This is a genomic window from Rhizobium subbaraonis, from assembly GCF_900220975.1.
Taxonomy (GTDB): Bacteria; Pseudomonadota; Alphaproteobacteria; order Rhizobiales; family Rhizobiaceae; genus Mycoplana; species Mycoplana subbaraonis.
Genome location: NZ_OBQD01000015.1, coordinates 1 through 15740, shown reverse-complemented (window position 1 = coordinate 15740; position 15740 = coordinate 1). Strand labels below are relative to the sequence as shown.

The following is a 15740-nucleotide window of genomic DNA, read 5'->3' as shown; positions in this document are numbered from 1 at the left end:
GGAGACGGCCGCGGCACGATTGGGACACTGAAACACAGGTTCTGGGAGGAACCGCGATGAGCATGATTTCAAGGGACGTGATCGCCGCCGAGAACGCAAAGCGTGAAGGCGCGCTGAAAAGTGATTACGCCCATCTCGGCGAGCAACTGGCCCGCCGCGGCATCGATATCGATGCGGTCAAGCGCAAGGTCGCCGCCTACGCCGTCGCCGTGCCCTCCTGGGGCGTCGGCACCGGCGGCACGCGCTTTGCCCGCTTTCCCGGCGCCGGCGAACCACGGAACATCTTCGACAAGCTCGAGGACTGCGCCGTCATCCACGAACTGACGCGGGCGACACCGACCGTGTCGCTGCACATCCCCTGGGACAAGGTCGCCGATCTCGGCGCGCTGAAGGAAATGGGCGCGGGCCTCGGCCTTGGCTTCGACGCGATGAATTCCAACACCTTCTCCGACGCGCCGGGGCAGGAGCATTCCTACAAGTACGGCTCGCTCTCGCATGCCGATGCCGCAACGCGCCAGCAGGCGGTCGAGCACAATATCGAGTGCATCGAGATCGGCCGCAAGCTCGGCTCCAAGGCGCTCACCGTATGGATCGGCGACGGCACCAACTTTCCCGGGCAGGCAGACTTCACGAGGAGCTTCGAGCGCTATCTGGACGCGATGAAGGCGATCTACCAGAACCTGCCCGACGACTGGCGCATCTTTTCCGAGCACAAGATGTACGAGCCGGCCTTTTATTCGACCGTCGTGCAGGACTGGGGCACGAACTACCTGATCGCCAGGGAACTGGGCGACAAGGCCTATTGCCTCGTCGACCTCGGTCACCATGCGCCGAACGTGAACATCGAGATGATCGTTGCCCGGCTGATCCAGTTCGGTAAGCTCGGCGGTTTCCACTTCAACGATTCCAAGTATGGCGACGATGACCTCGACACCGGTTCTATCGACCCGTACCGGCTGTTCCTCGTCTTCAACGAGCTCGTCAACGCCGAGGAGCGCAAGGCGGAAGGCTTTGCGCCGGCGCACATGCTCGACCAGAGCCACAACGTCACCGATCCGATCGAAAGCCTGATCCGCAGCGCCACGGAAGTCTGCCGCGCCTATGCGCAGGGGCTGATCGTCGAGCGGGCGGCGCTTGCCGGCTATCAGGACGACAATGACGCGCTGATGGCGTCGGAGACTTTGAAAACGGCGTTCCGCACCGATGTCGAGCCGATCCTGGCGATGGCCCGCCAGGAAGCTGGTGGCGCGATCGATCCGGTCGCGACCTATCGGGCGGCTGGCTACCGGACGAAAGTAGCTAATGAGCGGCCGGCGATAGCGGGAGGTGGCGGGGGGATCGTGTGAGCTTTTCGGTCAGCCTCCCGTCAGGCGATTGTGCCAGCGCCCATCGACAACCGTACCGTAAAGCGGGTGGCCGTTGTACCCGGTCACCTCGACCTTCCCGCGACCATACTTGACGGCGACCCTGCAATAGGCCGCAAAGGCGATCTGCATTTGCACGTCTGCCCTGGTCTTCAGCCAGTGCCGACTGGAAACGACAATCGTGGCAGTCTCGCCACTGTAGTCCACGCTAGAGAGCATTTTCTGCGCGTGCCAAATGCTCAAAAGAACCTCTTCCTCATGGCATGCGATCGCCGGGTCGGCCGCAGTGACAAATGGCTGTGCATCCCCCGCCTCTGCGGCACAGGCGAACAACAGGAGCGAAAACGTCACTCTCATTGTCCACGATGCGGAGAAATTCGACTTCACACCTTCACCGGCTGCACGACGAAATCCTCCGTGCCGAAGAACTTCAGGTAGCGCTGCACCTCGGCAGGCTCGCCGGTGGCTTTCTGCGGATTGTCCGACAGCTTCACCGCCGGGCGGCCGCCGGCATCGCTGACCTTGCAGACCACCGAGATCGGATCGAGGCCGCGGAAGGGATGCGGGGCGCAGCCGACGAAATCGTTCGTCAGGTTTGTGCCCCAGCCGAAGCTCATGCGCACGCGGCCCTTGAAATGCTCGTAGGTCTCGATGATCGTATCGACGTCGAGGCCATCGGAAAAAATCAGAAGCTTCTCGCGCGGATCCCGGCCCTTTTCCTTCCACCAGGCAATGATCTTCTCGCCACCCTCGATCGGCGGAGCGCTGTCGGGACGGAAGCCGGTCCAGTCGGCCACCCAGTCGGGTGCGTGTTTCAGGAATGCCGCGGTGCCGAATGCGTCGGGCAGCACGATCAGCAGGTTGCCGCCGTAAAGCCGGTTCCAGTCCTGCAACACCTTGTAGGGGGCTTCTGCCAGTTCGGCGTCGTTGCGCGCCAGTGCGGCTGCGACCATCGGCAGTTCGTGGGCGTTGGTACCCAGCGCCTCGAGATCGGTATCCATCGCCAAAAGCACGTTACTGGTGCCCGAGAACGAATGGCCGATACCTTCCTTCAGCGCCTCGACGCACCAGCGCTGCCACAGGAAGGAATGGCGCCGGCGCGTGCCGAAGTCGGAAATGCGAAGCTCCGGATGCTCCCGCAAGAGCTCCACCTTCGACCACATCTTCGCCTTCGCCCGCGCATAGAGGACGTCGAGCGCGAACTGGCCCATGCCGCGCATGGCCGAGCGCGAGCGCAGCTCGTTGATGATCGCAAGTGCGGGTATCTCCCACATCGTCGTGTGCGACCACGGGCCGTCGAAGGTAAGCTCGTACTGACCCTCCTTGCGCGACAGATGATATTCCGGCAGCTGGAACTCGGCGAGCCAGGCAAGAAAATCGGGTGCGAAGATCTGCTTCTTGCCATAGAAGGTGTTGCCGGCGAGCCAGATCATCTCCTTCTTGGTGAAGCGCAGCGTGCGCGCGAAGTCCAACTGGTCGCGCAGTTCCTGCTCGTCAATGTCGTCGGCCAGACGCACGCTTTTCGTGCGGTTGATCAGCGAGAACGTGGCATTGACGTCCGGATAGAGCTTCCAGATCATCTGCAGCATCAGAAGCTTGTAGAAGTCCGTATCCAGCAGGCTGCGTACGATCGGATCGAGCTTCCAGGCGTTGTCGTAAACGCGACGGGCAATATCCGTCTTGGTCATGAAATCGCACCTCGCTGCACTGCTTGCCGCCCGTGCCATCTCCTGCAGCGGAGAGACGAAAGGCGAATGAGGGTTGCGTGCACCATCACCGACGCACTCATTGCATGCCTCCCGCCCGCCTAGCAAGACTTTGCGATGCCGCAGGCTGACGCAGCCCCGGAAAGATAAGCTCTTGTAAACTCATCGCCTTCAATCAATGCTAGCAGATGTTGATCAACCCTCGCTCCGGAGGCGCTTCATGGGTATCGAAAGCATCATCGTCTTTCTCATCGTCGGCGCGATCGCAGGCTGGCTGGCCGGCCTCATCGTATCCGGCTTCGGCTTCGGCCTGATCGGCAATATGGTCGTCGGTATCGTCGGCGCCTTCATCGCTGGATACCTGTTTCCGGCGCTGGGCATCAGCCTGGGCACCGGCGTCATAGCCGCGATCATCCACGCCACGATCGGCGCCGTCATTCTCCTGGTCCTGATCAAGATCGTCAAACGCGCATAAGGGCGGCGCGGCCGCCATCAAAGGGGCGATCCGTCGATGCTGACGGCGCGGGGATCGCCCACATGCGCCAAGCCGCACTCGCTTGAAGGCGACACTGCGGCTGCAGGGGCCGCAACGGACGCCCCGCGGGGCCGTCAGGCATGAGAAATCACAAAGCCCTCAGGAAACGCCACGATGCGTGCTGGCAGCGCTTCAGGGTGAGCACGCCGCCTCAAATTCCGCGATGACATCGGGTTCATTGTCATCACGCAGAACAGCGTCAGCGCCAACCAGTTCAGGGTCGAGTTCAGCGGCCTCTTTCGTGAACGACGAAATGAAAAAGGCCTTCTTGCCTTCCCAAACCTCCCGCCCATCGATCAACGCATAGCACGGACGCGCCGATTCAAAGTCGGCCTGCAGATCATCGATCGTTGGCTGCGTCGTGGCCAATGCGAACGCAGCGGCAATCAAAACCGACGTCATGGATTTCGTCTCCGTTGGCGGAAGGCGATAAAAGCAGATTCAGCGTGCCCGGTCGATATCGCAAGCCGAGTATACACATCCGCTTAAGGATCACCTGCAGGCAGATCCCCCATGATCGGCGAAACCATTGAGGACTTCGAGGCCGAACTGAAAGGACGGAAAACTGAAACCGTCCAGAAAACGCGAGAAAGCGCCTGGAAGGCCGGATACTTCAAAAAAGAGGAGGCAAAACTTCAAGGAGGACCAATCTGTCAGGAATGGTGCCCGGAGGCGGATTTGAACCACCGACACGCGGATTTTCAATCCGCTGCTCTACCAACTGAGCTATCCGGGCATCCTGTGTGGTTTCCTTTGGAGAAACCGCGGGGCGTTTGGTTTCGCCCCGGAAGCGAGCGGGGTTATAGCATCTTGCTCGACGGTGTCCAGCCCCCAAGAGATATTTTCGGAGGAAAAAACGAAGGCGGGCAAACGACTGAAATAGTTGAGGTTTCGGCTGGATTGATCGCGTCGGCGATCAATCGTCGTCGCCGGCCCTGGCCTCGTCGTCGCTGACGGGGATGGCGTAGGAGCCGGAAAGCCAGCGGTTCAGGTCGAGATCGCGGCACCGTTGCGAGCAGAAGGGGTAGTGCTCGCGTGCCGACGGCTTGCCGCATTCGGCACAAGGCCTCGTCTTGCGCAGCGGCTCGACCTTGGCGGCCGGCTTGTTGTCGCCGTCGGACACGGTTCAGACCTCGGCCCAGCGGCGGTGCACGTCGTAGCCTTCGCCGGAAAGGAGAGACAGCGTTTCCTGCAGCGGCAGCCCCACGACATTGGAGTAGGAGCCGACCAGCTTGACCACGAAGCTGCCCGCGATCCCCTGGATGCCGTAGCCGCCCGCCTTGCCGCGCCATTGGCCGGAGGCGAGATAGCTTTCGATATCGAGACCGGAGAGACGCTTGAAGCGGACCTTGGTATCAACGATGCGCTGGCGCACCTTCTTGTCGGGCGTGATCAGGCAGACGCCGGTGAAGACCCGGTGGCTGCGGCCGGACAGCAGGTGCAGCGCGCTCGACGCCTCATCCACCATCTCGCACTTCGGCACGATGCGGCGCCCCACCGCCACCACCGTATCGGCGGCGAGGATGTAGCTGCCTTCGGCCGAGGGGTCCCCCTTGATCGCGGCAAGTGCTGCTTCCGCCTTGCCGGTGCACAGCCGCCGTGCAAGCGAGCGCGGATGCTCGGCCTTCTTCGGGGTCTCGTCGATGTCCATCGGCATCAGCCGGTCCGGCTCGATGCCCATCTGCGCCAGAAGCTCGACACGGCGCGGCGAGCCGGATGCCAGGATGAGCTTGTTTGCGAATGCCATGAGACCTCTAGGGAGCCGGCGCGCGGCGCAAAAAGGAAGAACGCTTACTTGAAGCGGTAGGTGATGCGGCCCTTGGTCAGGTCGTAGGGCGTCATTTCGACGAGGACCTTGTCGCCGGCGAGAACGCGAATACGGTTCTTGCGCATGCGGCCGGCCGTGTGCGCGATAATCTCGTGCTCGTTTTCGAGCTTCACGCGGAAGGTGGCGTTCGGCAGGAGTTCCGTTACGACACCGGGGAATTCAAGGACTTCTTCTTTTGCCATATTGTGGTGATGATCCCAAGTTGAGGGGCTGCAGGATGCCTGCCCCTCGAATTTTCGCGGAAACTACACAATAGAGGGTGTTTTGTGAACACCAATGATCAGGCTTTCTTCATTTGCCGGATTGACGGCCGTATCCGTCTCAGGACGAGACGGCGAGGCCGCGGCCGAAACGGCGCTCTATCAACGTTTCCAGATGGTCTCTGACCTCGCGATAGGCCGAGAGGATCTGTTCGCGCGTCCCTGATGCCACGGTGGGATCGGGGGTGGGCCAGTAGGCGACTTCGACGGCGCTGGAGCGCGTCAATTCCAGTGCGGCGTGGTGGGCTTCCGGCGCCAGCGTGACGATCAGGTCGAAGTAGTCGTCCTCCAGTTCCTCGAGCGTACGCGGAGCATGGTGGGCGACCGACAGCCCCACCTCTTCCAGCACCGCGTCGACGAAGGGATCGCGCTCCCCGGGCCGGATGCCCGCAGAGGCGACATAGATGCCCGTCGGCAGCAGGCTACGGGCGAGCGCTTCGGCCATCGGCGAGCGCACGGCGTTCATCCGGCACATGAAAAGCACCGAGCGGGGGCTGCGCTCCGTGACCTGCCCGTCGCCTGGCGCCCCGGTCACCATCCCCGTTACCCGCGCCAATAGAGCACGCAGACCAGCGTGAAGAGACGGCGCGCGGTGTCGAAATCCAGCCTGATCTTGCCGGACAGCCGATCCATCAGCGTCTGCGAACCGTCATTGTGGATGCCGCGCCGGCCCATGTCGATCGCCTCGATCTGACTTGGGGTGGCAGAGCGGATGGCCTGGTAATAGCTCTCGCAGATCAGAAAGTAGTCCTTCACGATCCGGCGGAACGGGGTCAGCGAGAGGATGTGCGTGGCAACCGGCGCATCGTCCTGGGTGGATATGGCGAAGATCAGCTTCGAATCCAGCAGCGACAGCTTCAGCCGGTAGGGGCCGCCAGAGTGGCCCACCGGCTCGAAGACGTTTTCCTCGATCAGGTCGAAGATGGCCACCGCCCGCTCATGCTCGACGTCCGGGGTGGCTCGGCCGATCGTCTCGTCCAGCACCACGTCGCAGAGGCGAAAGGCGGGCATCCTGGTCATCCCGTCATCATTCTCCGGGGTTGAGGCGAACGGCGACCGAGTGCGCATGCGCGCCCAGCCCCTCGGCCTTGGCGAGGGTGACGGCCGCCGGCCCCAGCTTTCGCAGCTGATCGGGGCCAAGGCGCAGGATCGAGGTGCGCTTCATATAGTCGAGCACGGACAGGCCGGACGAAAAGCGCGCCGAGCGTGCGGTCGGCAGAACGTGGTTGGACCCGCCGACATAATCGCCGATCACTTCCGGCGTGTGCCGGCCGACGAAGATGGCGCCGGCATTGCGGATCTCGGGGACGAAGCTCTCCGCGTCGGCCGTTGCGATCTCCACGTGTTCGGCAGCGATGCGGTTTGCCAGCGGAACCGCATCCGTCAGCCGGGGCACCAGAATGATCGCCCCGAAATCGCGCCAGCTGGCCTCCGCCGTCTCCGCACGCTCGAGCGTCTTCAGCTGCCGCGACACAGCGATCTCGACGGAATCGGCAAGCGCCGGACTGTCGGTGATGAGGATCGACTGCGCGCCGCGGTCGTGCTCGGCCTGCGCCAGCAGATCGGCGGCCAGCCAGTCGGGATCGTTTTCGCCGTCGGCGATCACGAGAACCTCCGAAGGGCCGGCGATCATGTCAATGCCGACCGTCCCGAAGACCTGGCGCTTGGCGGCGGCGACGAAGGCGTTGCCGGGGCCGGTGATCTTCGCCACCGGCGCAATCGACCCGGTGCCGTACGCAAGGGCTGCGACAGCCTGGGCGCCACCGATGCGATAGATCTCGTCGACGCCTGCGATCCGGGCTGCGGCGAGCACTGCCGGGTTGATCGCGCCGTCCTTCGCCGGCACCACCATCACGATGCGCGCAACGCCTGCGACCTTGGCCGGAACGGCGTTCATGAGCACAGAGCTCGGATAGCTGGCCGTGCCGCCGGGCACATACAGGCCAACGGCGTCGATCGCGGTCCAGCGCGAGCCGAGCCCGACGCCGATGTCGTCCTCGTAGAGATCGTCCTTCGGCAACTGGCGGGCATGGTGCTTCTCGATGCGCGCGGCCGCCAGCTCGAGAGCGGCAACAACCTCCCTGGGCGTCTGCCGATAGGCGGCCTCGATCTCGTCGGCACCGACGCGCATCGAAACCTTGTCGAAGTCGAGCCCGTCGAAGCGCCGCGTGTAGGCGGCAAGCGCCCGATCGCCGTTCTCGCGCACGTCGTCGATGATAGCGCGAACGGTCGCGTTCACGTCCTCCGAAACCTCGCGCTTCGTGGTCAGGAAGGCGGCAAACCGCGTTTCGAAGTCGTCGTCGCGAAAATCAAGCCTGATCGCCACTGCTTATATGTCCTGTCGTCTGGCGGGAGATTCCGCCTTGCCATGCCCGAGGGAAAGACCCTCGACGAAATCTTCGGGCCGCATCTGGATGCGGCGATGCCTAGCCTGCCGGATGGCGCGGCTTCAAGCTGGTTTCCCATGCTCCGCCGGTATCTGCAAGCTGGCATTCGATGCATTCGACGTCGAGCGCGAACTGGGCATCGCCGGACATGACGAGCTCGACCGTCCCTTCCGGCCCTTCTCCTTGCGGCGTGAAGCGGATCGCCAGCAGCGACAGCACGGCTTCGCGGTCGCTCCGGTCGATGCCGATCGAACGCGCCGCCTGCGCACGCTTGAAGGCGATCATGGCGCGACGGCGTTCGAAGCCCTTGGCTCCCCTGCCGGCCTTTTCCCAGACGAAACGGTTGAGGGCGAGGGAGAAAACCCCATGCCGGGCGTCCCAGCTGACGTCCTCCGCCTTGAACACCGCATCCTGCAGATGCGCGGAAACGATCGAGAGGTCGTCCGCATCGAGCGCAAGCAGCTTTAGACTGTCCATAATGCTCCTTTTCGGCGACCCGTGCGGCCGCGCCATGTGCACCAAGCCGCCCTCCGCTCAAGCCGCCGTTCCGTCGCCGGGGTGGCGCACGAAGCATGCGGCATGAAGGCTTTGGGCCGACTGTTTTCTCAGGAGATAGGACGGGATGCCGGCAAGCGCAACTGCCGGCCCGCCGGCTTACGGCGCGACGGGCAGCAGCACGCAGTCTCAATCGTCACTCGCTGACCCGCTCGACCAAGGCGCCGCACCGGGTCAGCTTCTCTTCCAGCCGCTCGAAGCCACGGTCGAGATGGTAGACGCGCGAAACCATGGTCTCGCCTTCGGCCGCAAGGCCTGCAATGACGAGCGATACGGAGGCACGCAGGTCCGTCGCCATGACCGGTGCGCCGCGCAGCCGCTCGACGCCCTCGATCTTGGCCGTCTGGCCGGAGAGCGAGATCTTGGCCCCAAGCCGGGCAAGTTCCTGCACGTGCATGAAACGGTTTTCGAAGATCGTCTCGGTGATATGCGAAACGCCGGACGACTTCGTCATCAGCCCCATGAACTGGGCCTGGAGGTCGGTCGGGAAGCCGGGATAGGGATCGGTGACGATGTCGACCGGCTTGATGCCGGCGCCGTTGCGCACGACGCGGATGCCGCTCTCGGTGGCGGTGATTTCGGCGCCGGCACGGCGGATCGCCTCCAAGGCCGTGTCGAGCAGGTGCATATCGGTGCCTTCCAGCACGACGTCGCCGCCGGTCATGGCGACCGCCATGGCATAGGTGCCGGTCTCGATGCGGTCGGGAAGGACCCGATGACGGGCGCCCGAAAGCGAAGAGACGCCTTCAATGGTGATCGTGCTCGTACCGGCACCGGTGATCTTCGCGCCCATGGCGTTCAGGCACTTAGCAAGGTCCTGCACCTCCGGCTCGCGGGCCGCGTTGCCGATGACGGTGGTGCCGCGGGCAAGCGTCGCCGCCATCATCATCACATGCGTCGCACCGACCGAAACCTTGGGGAAGGTGTATCGGGCGCCAATCAGGCCGCCATCTGGCGCGGTCGCCTCGACATAGCCGCCGTCGATCTCGATCTTGGCGCCCAGCGCCGCCAGCCCCTCGATGAAGAGGTCGACGGGACGCGTGCCGATCGCGCATCCGCCGGGCAGCGATACCTTCGCCCTGCCCTCGCGGGCAAGAAGCGGGCCTATGACCCAAAAGCTTGCGCGCATGCGCGAGACCAGCTCGTAGGGAGCGGTGGTGTCGACGATGTTTCGCGAGGTGAAGTGGATGGTGCGCGAATAGCCCTCGCTCTGGCGCTCGCGGCGGCCGTTGACCGAGATGTCGGCGCCGTGGTTGCCGAGGATGCGGATCAGTTGCTCCACGTCGGCCAGATGCGGCACGTTTTCCAGCGTCAGCGTATCGTCCGTCAGGAGCGAGGCGATCATCAGCGGCAGGGCTGCGTTCTTGGCACCGGAAATGGGAATGACGCCCTTGAGCTCGTTTCCGCCTACAATCCTGATACGATCCATGTGTACCTACGGGACTGCGCCCGCCTTTCTCAAACAACCGGCTCTCGGGAGATGGGCCTCCTTAGAGCATTGCAACGCAAAAATGAAGCCTCCCGCGCCGTGTGAGCCTTCCGCCCGCGCGCGGCCATATCGTCGAGGGGACCGGCGCTCGCCGAAACCGCCACGCCAGACCGCTGCCGCAGGTCCGGGAGGCTTGATCGATGTGCACATTTCCCCTCACGCCGGAATCGGCGCCGGAAGCACTCTAGACGTCCGATTCGTCCGATTTTGCGGCAGGCAGGCCATCGGTGTCATCGGCGGCACCCGCACGGCGCGCGCGCGCCTGCTGCTTGCGGCGGGCGAGATTGTCGCGCAGCGTCTTCGAAAGTCGAGCCTTGCGCTCGTCCGCCCGCGCCCGCACAGCCTCGCTTTCCCGCGCCTTCGCGCCGGTCCCATTTGCGGCCGCAGCCGGTTTGCCCACACCTGTCTTCTCGTCGTCTTCCATGCCCCATCGATAGCGCGAAACGACCGCGCGCAAAAGCATGGCGACGTTTTCGGGAATTTGTTGTCCCCATGATGCGTTTGCGGCTTGCATAGGGGGTAAGACTGTGGCAATAGGCGCCTCGCTTGACGCGAATGCAGACAAACTGCTTCGCCAGATGCTGCTATAGCTCAGGGGTAGAGCACTCCCTTGGTAAGGGAGAGGCCGAGAGTTCAAATCTCTCTAGCAGCACCATTTTCCCCTCAAGAAAACAACGCGTTACGCAAGCGCAATCAAATTGCATCGATACGCGAAAGCGCATGAGTGCACGGAACGAAGCGTGAATTGCACGGGTCGGGAGTGCAAAATCCGTGCAGTTGCGTTCCGGTTTGTTCCTAGTCGACCGGAACAAATGGGAGCGGGGCACTTGACGCCATCGAGGGTCGCGAGGAAAGTTTCCTCAACTGTGTGTTGAGGTGACGTATGTCTGAAAGAACAAAGAAATTTGCCGAGGAACTGGACAAACTAATCCATGATGGCGAGATGTTGATGTGGGCGATGGAATACAATTGCAATCCAAGCCATTTTCGTAAAACCTTTTTGCAGGCGTTGGACGGCAATGAAAAAAAATTGGATGAGCTGCTAAAAAGTCTTCCAAACTTTGGAAGCGAATATCAGGGATGGTATTCCAAGGCTCAGGCGCTCATCAAACAGGTCATACCGGATAGATTGGCCGATTTTATCTCATATTTTGAGATACCCAAGGGCCGTAAAAACATAGACTTTCAAAATTACATGATCCGTGACTATTTACAGGGACTTCGGACCACACGGAACGGAGCAGTAATAGCCGACGGCTCTGCCGCATTGCCCGAGTTCCGACAACAAGTAAACATGGTGAAAGCAGCGAGGACGTCTTTGGATTCCACTCTGATGGACCTCAAAGGCGTTTTGCAAGCAGACCTATTCGACTCAGAGGTAGAAACCGCTGACGCCCTAGCGAAGGCGGGTTACTTGCGCGCGGCTGGAGCGATCTGTGGAGTGGTAATCGAAAAGCACCTTCACCACATCTGCGACGTACACAATGTACCGGTTCGCAAAAAGAACCCCGGCATTTCAGACCTAAACCAGCTACTCAGAGATGCCAGCGTTACGACCGTTCCGCAGTGGCGGTATATTCAGCACCTAGCAGATATCCGGAACATCTGCGACCATGCGAAGGGGCGTGAACCAACCAAAGAAGAAATCCAGGATCTAGTCGCAGGTACAGAAAAGATCGTGAAAACCATCTTTTAATCGTAAACTCAAAACTTGAACTCAAGTCTTTGCTGTCCGCTTGGGAAGCTGACAGGCTACCATTACATCATACCCGCGAATGGCCGGTGGGAGTCATCGGCGAGAATGGCGGGCGTGTCAAGGGTGGGTTCGGCGGGTCGTTCACCCGTTCGCCTGTTCGCCTGCTTCGCCTGTTCGCCTGGCTCAATAACTTCGACGCATGGCCACGTTCCTTGTGAACCGCAGCGGGTTTGGCGGAGGCAGTTCTTTTTGATCGTCTCGGCGAGCGCGTTGCCATAGTTGCCGCCGACGCTTCCGACAGATGGCCTGATGCCTCCGCCGCTGTACAAGTGGTGCCCGAGGCCACCGCCATGGACAGACGCCGGTCATGGAGAGCTTGCTCCAGGACCATCACCGACGAACCGGGGCATGTGCCGTCTGGCAGGCTCCGTGTTTACAAAAAGGTCACCTGAAAGCTGGTAGTGGTTGGATCATTTGAGTTTTGAGGCAGGGGCAATGAAAAGCGTTCTCAGAAGATTTGCGGTATCGACCATGGCAGTACTCGGCACGATGGTGTCCGCGGCTCCATTCGCTTTGGCCGACGTTACGACGCGCTATGGCGAATTGCAGGCTGTGCTCGATGCGATCAACGACCCTGACCCGCTGATGCGGCTGGCACAACTCGAGGAAATCCTGAAGAAAGGCGATGCCACCGAGGTCCAGTTGGCGATCAGAACCGCCTTCCAGGTCGATGATCCCAATGTGCGGTCTCTGGCGCTGCGGGCGCATTTTGCAAGCTTCAGGACATTCATCATAAGTGCCGAACTCCCCGAAGAAATTCAGAAAGTGTTTGATGGCAGTGACCAGGAGGCCATACGGGAGTGGTCGAACAACGATCTGGTTGAGATGCTGCGGCAACAAGGATTCCAGTTCAGCATGTTGTCGGAGTATCCAGCAAGCGACGCGCTTGAATTTCAGGTCAAGGCTCGGAACGAGAACCCGAGTGAGAGCAGTCAAAAGAATTTCATTGGAACAGGCAACATTCGCGGGGGACTAATCAACATCGTCACAAGCGTCTCTTTCTCGGGAATTCCTCGCAACTGCAGCTTTGAATTCATTGAGTACGACGCATTAACCTTGGTGGGGATGGGCACCTGCAACATCAATGATGGCTTTCAGTTCCCTGTCCGGCTTCATCTGTTCGACAACGACAAGCCGCCGGTGCAGAACTAGGCACCTCCTTCCACGAGCTCAAGGCTATCAATCGTATAGGTTTCTGTACCGCCCCCGCTTATCGTCACCCGGAGACGCGTGGCACGGCGGGGCGCCATGGTGCATGTGACATCATCCGCCAGAGCGCACCGGCTTCCTGGCGAAAAGCCGCCATGGTCCTTCTCTGTCTCGATAATCAGGTCTCCCTTGTCCGTGAGCCCCTTCCCCCGCAAACGGAGACCTTTGACCACAGTACGGCTTCCAGTATCCATCAGGAGCACAACCCTGTCGGGAGCGAGGTCGATCTTCAAAGGCGACCTTCCGGCAAGAAATCCACTCAGGCCACTGTCCTGTTCCGCAATACGCCCCTTGACCAGAACCAGATCGTTGACCAAGCGAAACTGGCTCGCTGCCTGTTCGCGCGGCGAGATCTCCAGTTTCTGCAGTTCGGCTGCGATGAGGTCATAACGCATGGCAACACCAATGCCTTCGTCGCTGTCGACCTCAAAAAGCATCGCAATCGGTCGACCGTTGTGGGTGATGGTCCCGCCACTCATGCCCTTTTGAAACGTCACGTCGGGATCGACGCTGGAGACGGCGATGATACCGCCGCCACTGTCATCTCTGGAAACGGCACGGATCGCCACCGTGATCGACTGGCGCTCCGTCTGGGTGGAAACATCCAGTTGAGCCTGCTTCAAGTTATCAATAATCGTCTGAAGTGGTGTTGACCGCACGCGATCCCGGCTGCAGCCATTTCGGGCCAACGAGCCGCCGACGCTGACAAAGGCCAAGTCGAGATCCGGACTATTCGCAGCGACGGGGGAGTGCGTCGGATGTATCTGGCCAAAGCTGTCGAGAAGATCGGGCGGAGAGAGTTTGCCGTCGGAGGTCTCCAAGACGTGTCGCGGCGTGACCACCCGGCAATGTCCGGCGGCATCAAGAAACAGCCATCCCTGACCGAAGGTATCGTCGCCGCGTGCCAGTAGAACCGTTTCCGCTTTCGCGACGCCCGCCGTCCCGGCAGTCAAAGCGCCGACCAGGCTTACCAATGATGCGGCGAAAAGCGATTTCATGCAAAATCCTTCAAGGAGGCTGTGTTTTGGGGCGGATCTTGCCGGACGTTCTCAGGCCCCCCTGTTTCAACCGGGGCTTTTTCTTCCGCGCCGGAGACCGCGAGGCCGACGAGGTCGATTGTAATGGGCCAGAGCAGAACCAGAAGCACAAGCGTCAGTTGTGCGGCCAGTATCGTTGGATCGTTCAGGACCTGGGCAAAGAGACCGACCTCAATTCGGCTTGAATTTTCCCGAACGCCTGGAGTGGACACCTGCAATCTCGGTGTTTCCGTCGTGACATGCACACCAAGGCCGGGCTCGTCCGACAGCGTCACATACCCGAACAACGCGGTCTGCTCGACGGGTATCGGGTCGGCATCCTGTGTTTCCAGTCCATGGCTCTCGATGTAGCCGCCCGAGGGGATGGTGATCGGCTCCCCGGCCGAGTACATTGCTCCCCCGCGGCCAAACGGCCACAGATCAACAGTTCGCCCAAATGTGGTCAAACTCCCTTCCAGCAGTATCGGCCCCGGACCGTCACTCCGCATTGACAGCGCGGAGCCGATCTTCCCGGGCCCCCAGATGGGCAGCCTGTTCGTGGTCAATTGCCCGCATTCCGCATCGGTGTAGAGCACCACTTCTCCATCGAAAGGCTCTGCGCCGCCGTGTTCAAGGCGCAACTCGCCGTTTCCGTTGACGAAGATCACCAGTTCTCGCTCCTCGATGCGAAGGTAGCTCACCTGGGACATGACTCCGGGCAGAAGCGTGCCTTGCGCACATTCTCCGTCCTTGCTGCCAGTGGGCCAACTGCTGATACGAAACCCACTCCCGTAGATGATCGAGAGTTCTGGATTAAAAACCTTGAACTCCATGGACTCACTGCGAGCATCGATGACAGCGAACGTCTGCGGCTTTCGCACGAGATTGATCGCACCAACAGCCCCCAAGGACAACGCAATCGCGAGAAACAAGGAAGTCCAAACTCTGCGCCACGAAAGAGCCCTGAGGCGGTCACTCCAGGTGGACAGCATAATCCTGCTCCGTGGTCTGGCCTGTGAGCCCTTTCACCCCAACGATCAGCTTGTAGGTGCCCCGGACCAGCTTGGGAGGAGAGAATCTGCAGAGATGGGAGAAGGTGACCTTGGCGCCATCGTCGGGTTTCCTGCAGCTTACCTTTTCAACTACGGCGCCCGCCTCGTCGACCAAGCTGGCACTAACCTTATGGCCTGCCCCCATGGGGTGATCCGGTTGGAATGTTAGTGCATGCTTGGCCTGCTGGCCACCGCTGGCGTTGATGCCGGTCCGTTTTGGCGAGGCCAAACAGAGGCTTCGGGAGACGGTGGCCTGTAGCCCAGCGATGAGTGCGGCCGCACGGTGTTGTAGTGACGTCGCCAGTTTTCGATGACGATCTTTGCCTCCTTGAGCGTGTAGAAGATTTCACCGTTGAGCAGTTCGTCACGGAGCTTCGAATTGAAGCTCTCGCAATAGCCGTTTTCCCACGGACTGCCCGGCATGATGTAGGCGGTCTTGGCACCCACCGCCGCGATCCATTCCCGCAATGCCTTGGCGATGAACTCCGGCCCGTAGCACATTGGGAAGCGGCCTGTTGAAGGCCGGATTGCCTTGATGGAGGCAAGGGCGCGTAGCGCCCGCAGACTTCATCAAGGCGGCCAT

General features: G+C 61.2%; 18 protein-coding genes, 2 tRNA genes and 1 pseudogene. 5 read left to right on the top strand and 16 right to left on the bottom strand.

Annotated features, from left to right (window positions below; translation table 11 throughout):
* Positions 1 to 56: 56 nt before the first annotated feature.
* Positions 57 to 1346, top strand: a complete 1290-nt coding sequence (gene rhaI, locus CRO48_RS21430) for an L-rhamnose catabolism isomerase (protein WP_097141906.1) — start codon at positions 57 to 59, stop codon at positions 1344 to 1346.
* Positions 1347 to 1355: 9 nt separating this feature from the next.
* On the opposite strand, the gene CRO48_RS21425 is transcribed toward rhaI, so the two are convergent.
* The gene (locus tag CRO48_RS21425) at positions 1356 to 1607 is read right to left on the bottom strand and encodes a hypothetical protein (RefSeq protein WP_176526842.1); all 252 of its coding nucleotides are present in this window, start codon (positions 1605 to 1607) and stop codon (positions 1356 to 1358) included.
* A gap of 140 nt (positions 1608 to 1747) precedes the next feature.
* On the bottom strand, positions 1748 to 3052 hold the full coding sequence (gene pncB, locus CRO48_RS21420; RefSeq protein WP_097141904.1) for a nicotinate phosphoribosyltransferase: 1305 nt from the start codon (positions 3050 to 3052) through the stop codon (positions 1748 to 1750).
* Between the two features lie 238 nt (positions 3053 to 3290).
* Between pncB and CRO48_RS21415 the strand changes: the two genes are divergently transcribed.
* Positions 3291 to 3545, top strand: coding sequence for a GlsB/YeaQ/YmgE family stress response membrane protein (locus CRO48_RS21415; protein WP_097141903.1), 255 nt, complete (start codon positions 3291 to 3293; stop codon positions 3543 to 3545).
* Positions 3546 to 3737: 192 nt separating this feature from the next.
* Here the strand turns inward: CRO48_RS21415 and CRO48_RS21410 are convergent, their stop codons facing one another.
* The 11 genes from CRO48_RS21410 to CRO48_RS21360 all read right to left on the bottom strand — a co-directional run bounded on the left by CRO48_RS21410 (position 3738) and on the right by CRO48_RS21360 (position 10548).
* Positions 3738 to 4007, bottom strand: a complete 270-nt coding sequence (locus CRO48_RS21410) for a hypothetical protein (protein WP_097141902.1) — start codon at positions 4005 to 4007, stop codon at positions 3738 to 3740.
* Between the two features lie 258 nt (positions 4008 to 4265).
* A tRNA-Phe gene (locus CRO48_RS21405) sits at positions 4266 to 4341 on the bottom strand.
* 180 nt (positions 4342 to 4521) lie between these two features.
* Positions 4522 to 4728, bottom strand: a complete 207-nt coding sequence (yacG, locus tag CRO48_RS21400; protein WP_097141901.1) for a DNA gyrase inhibitor YacG — start codon at positions 4726 to 4728, stop codon at positions 4522 to 4524.
* A gap of 3 nt (positions 4729 to 4731) precedes the next feature.
* Positions 4732 to 5352, bottom strand: a complete 621-nt coding sequence (locus CRO48_RS21395) for a Maf-like protein (protein ID WP_097141900.1) — start codon at positions 5350 to 5352, stop codon at positions 4732 to 4734.
* 44 nt (positions 5353 to 5396) lie between these two features.
* Complete coding sequence (gene infA / locus CRO48_RS21390) at positions 5397 to 5615, bottom strand: translation initiation factor IF-1 (RefSeq protein ID WP_004435948.1); 219 nt, start codon at positions 5613 to 5615, stop codon at positions 5397 to 5399.
* 139 nt (positions 5616 to 5754) lie between these two features.
* On the bottom strand, positions 5755 to 6231 hold the full coding sequence (locus CRO48_RS21385; RefSeq protein WP_097141899.1) for an arsenate-mycothiol transferase ArsC: 477 nt from the start codon (positions 6229 to 6231) through the stop codon (positions 5755 to 5757).
* 5 nt (positions 6232 to 6236) lie between these two features.
* On the bottom strand, positions 6237 to 6704 hold the full coding sequence (locus tag CRO48_RS21380; protein ID WP_176526847.1) for a UPF0262 family protein: 468 nt from the start codon (positions 6702 to 6704) through the stop codon (positions 6237 to 6239).
* A 16-nt stretch (positions 6705 to 6720) separates the two neighbouring features.
* A complete protein-coding gene (hisD, locus tag CRO48_RS21375) occupies positions 6721 to 8019 on the bottom strand; it encodes a histidinol dehydrogenase (protein ID WP_097141897.1) in 1299 nt (432 codons plus the stop codon).
* A gap of 100 nt (positions 8020 to 8119) precedes the next feature.
* Entirely contained in the window at positions 8120 to 8557 is a 438-nt protein-coding gene (locus CRO48_RS21370) for a DUF2948 family protein (RefSeq protein ID WP_097141896.1), read from the bottom strand.
* 214 nt (positions 8558 to 8771) lie between these two features.
* A complete protein-coding gene (gene murA, locus CRO48_RS21365; RefSeq protein WP_097141895.1) occupies positions 8772 to 10064 on the bottom strand; it encodes a UDP-N-acetylglucosamine 1-carboxyvinyltransferase in 1293 nt (430 codons plus the stop codon).
* Between the two features lie 244 nt (positions 10065 to 10308).
* Entirely contained in the window at positions 10309 to 10548 is a 240-nt protein-coding gene (locus CRO48_RS21360; RefSeq protein ID WP_097142031.1) for a hypothetical protein, read from the bottom strand.
* A 156-nt stretch (positions 10549 to 10704) separates the two neighbouring features.
* On the opposite strand from CRO48_RS21360, the gene CRO48_RS21355 reads away from it, so the two are divergent.
* From CRO48_RS21355 to CRO48_RS21345, 3 genes are all read left to right on the top strand, one after another.
* Positions 10705 to 10779: transfer RNA gene (locus CRO48_RS21355), tRNA-Thr, on the top strand.
* A 228-nt stretch (positions 10780 to 11007) separates the two neighbouring features.
* Positions 11008 to 11820 carry a hypothetical protein gene (locus CRO48_RS21350; RefSeq protein ID WP_097141894.1) on the top strand — a complete coding sequence of 271 codons (813 nt, stop codon included), beginning with the start codon at positions 11008 to 11010 and terminating at the stop codon, positions 11818 to 11820.
* 495 nt (positions 11821 to 12315) lie between these two features.
* Complete coding sequence (locus CRO48_RS21345) at positions 12316 to 13032, top strand: hypothetical protein (protein WP_141402088.1); 717 nt, start codon at positions 12316 to 12318, stop codon at positions 13030 to 13032.
* Here CRO48_RS21345 and CRO48_RS21340 read toward each other — a convergent pair.
* From CRO48_RS21340 to CRO48_RS21325, 3 genes and pseudogenes are all read right to left on the bottom strand, one after another.
* Complete coding sequence (locus CRO48_RS21340) at positions 13029 to 14087, bottom strand: hypothetical protein (RefSeq protein WP_097141892.1); 1059 nt, start codon at positions 14085 to 14087, stop codon at positions 13029 to 13031. The two genes, CRO48_RS21345 and CRO48_RS21340, sit on opposite strands and share 4 nt — an antisense overlap.
* Positions 14084 to 15097: a hypothetical protein gene (locus CRO48_RS21335; protein ID WP_097141891.1), complete on the bottom strand. Its 1014-nt coding sequence runs from the start codon at positions 15095 to 15097 to the stop codon at positions 14084 to 14086. Before CRO48_RS21335 ends, CRO48_RS21340 begins: the two co-directional genes overlap by 4 nt.
* Before the next feature lie 225 nt (positions 15098 to 15322).
* Positions 15323 to 15649: pseudogene (locus tag CRO48_RS21325) on the bottom strand (integrase core domain-containing protein); the annotation flags it as partial.
* Between the last annotated feature and the right edge of the window lie 91 nt (positions 15650 to 15740).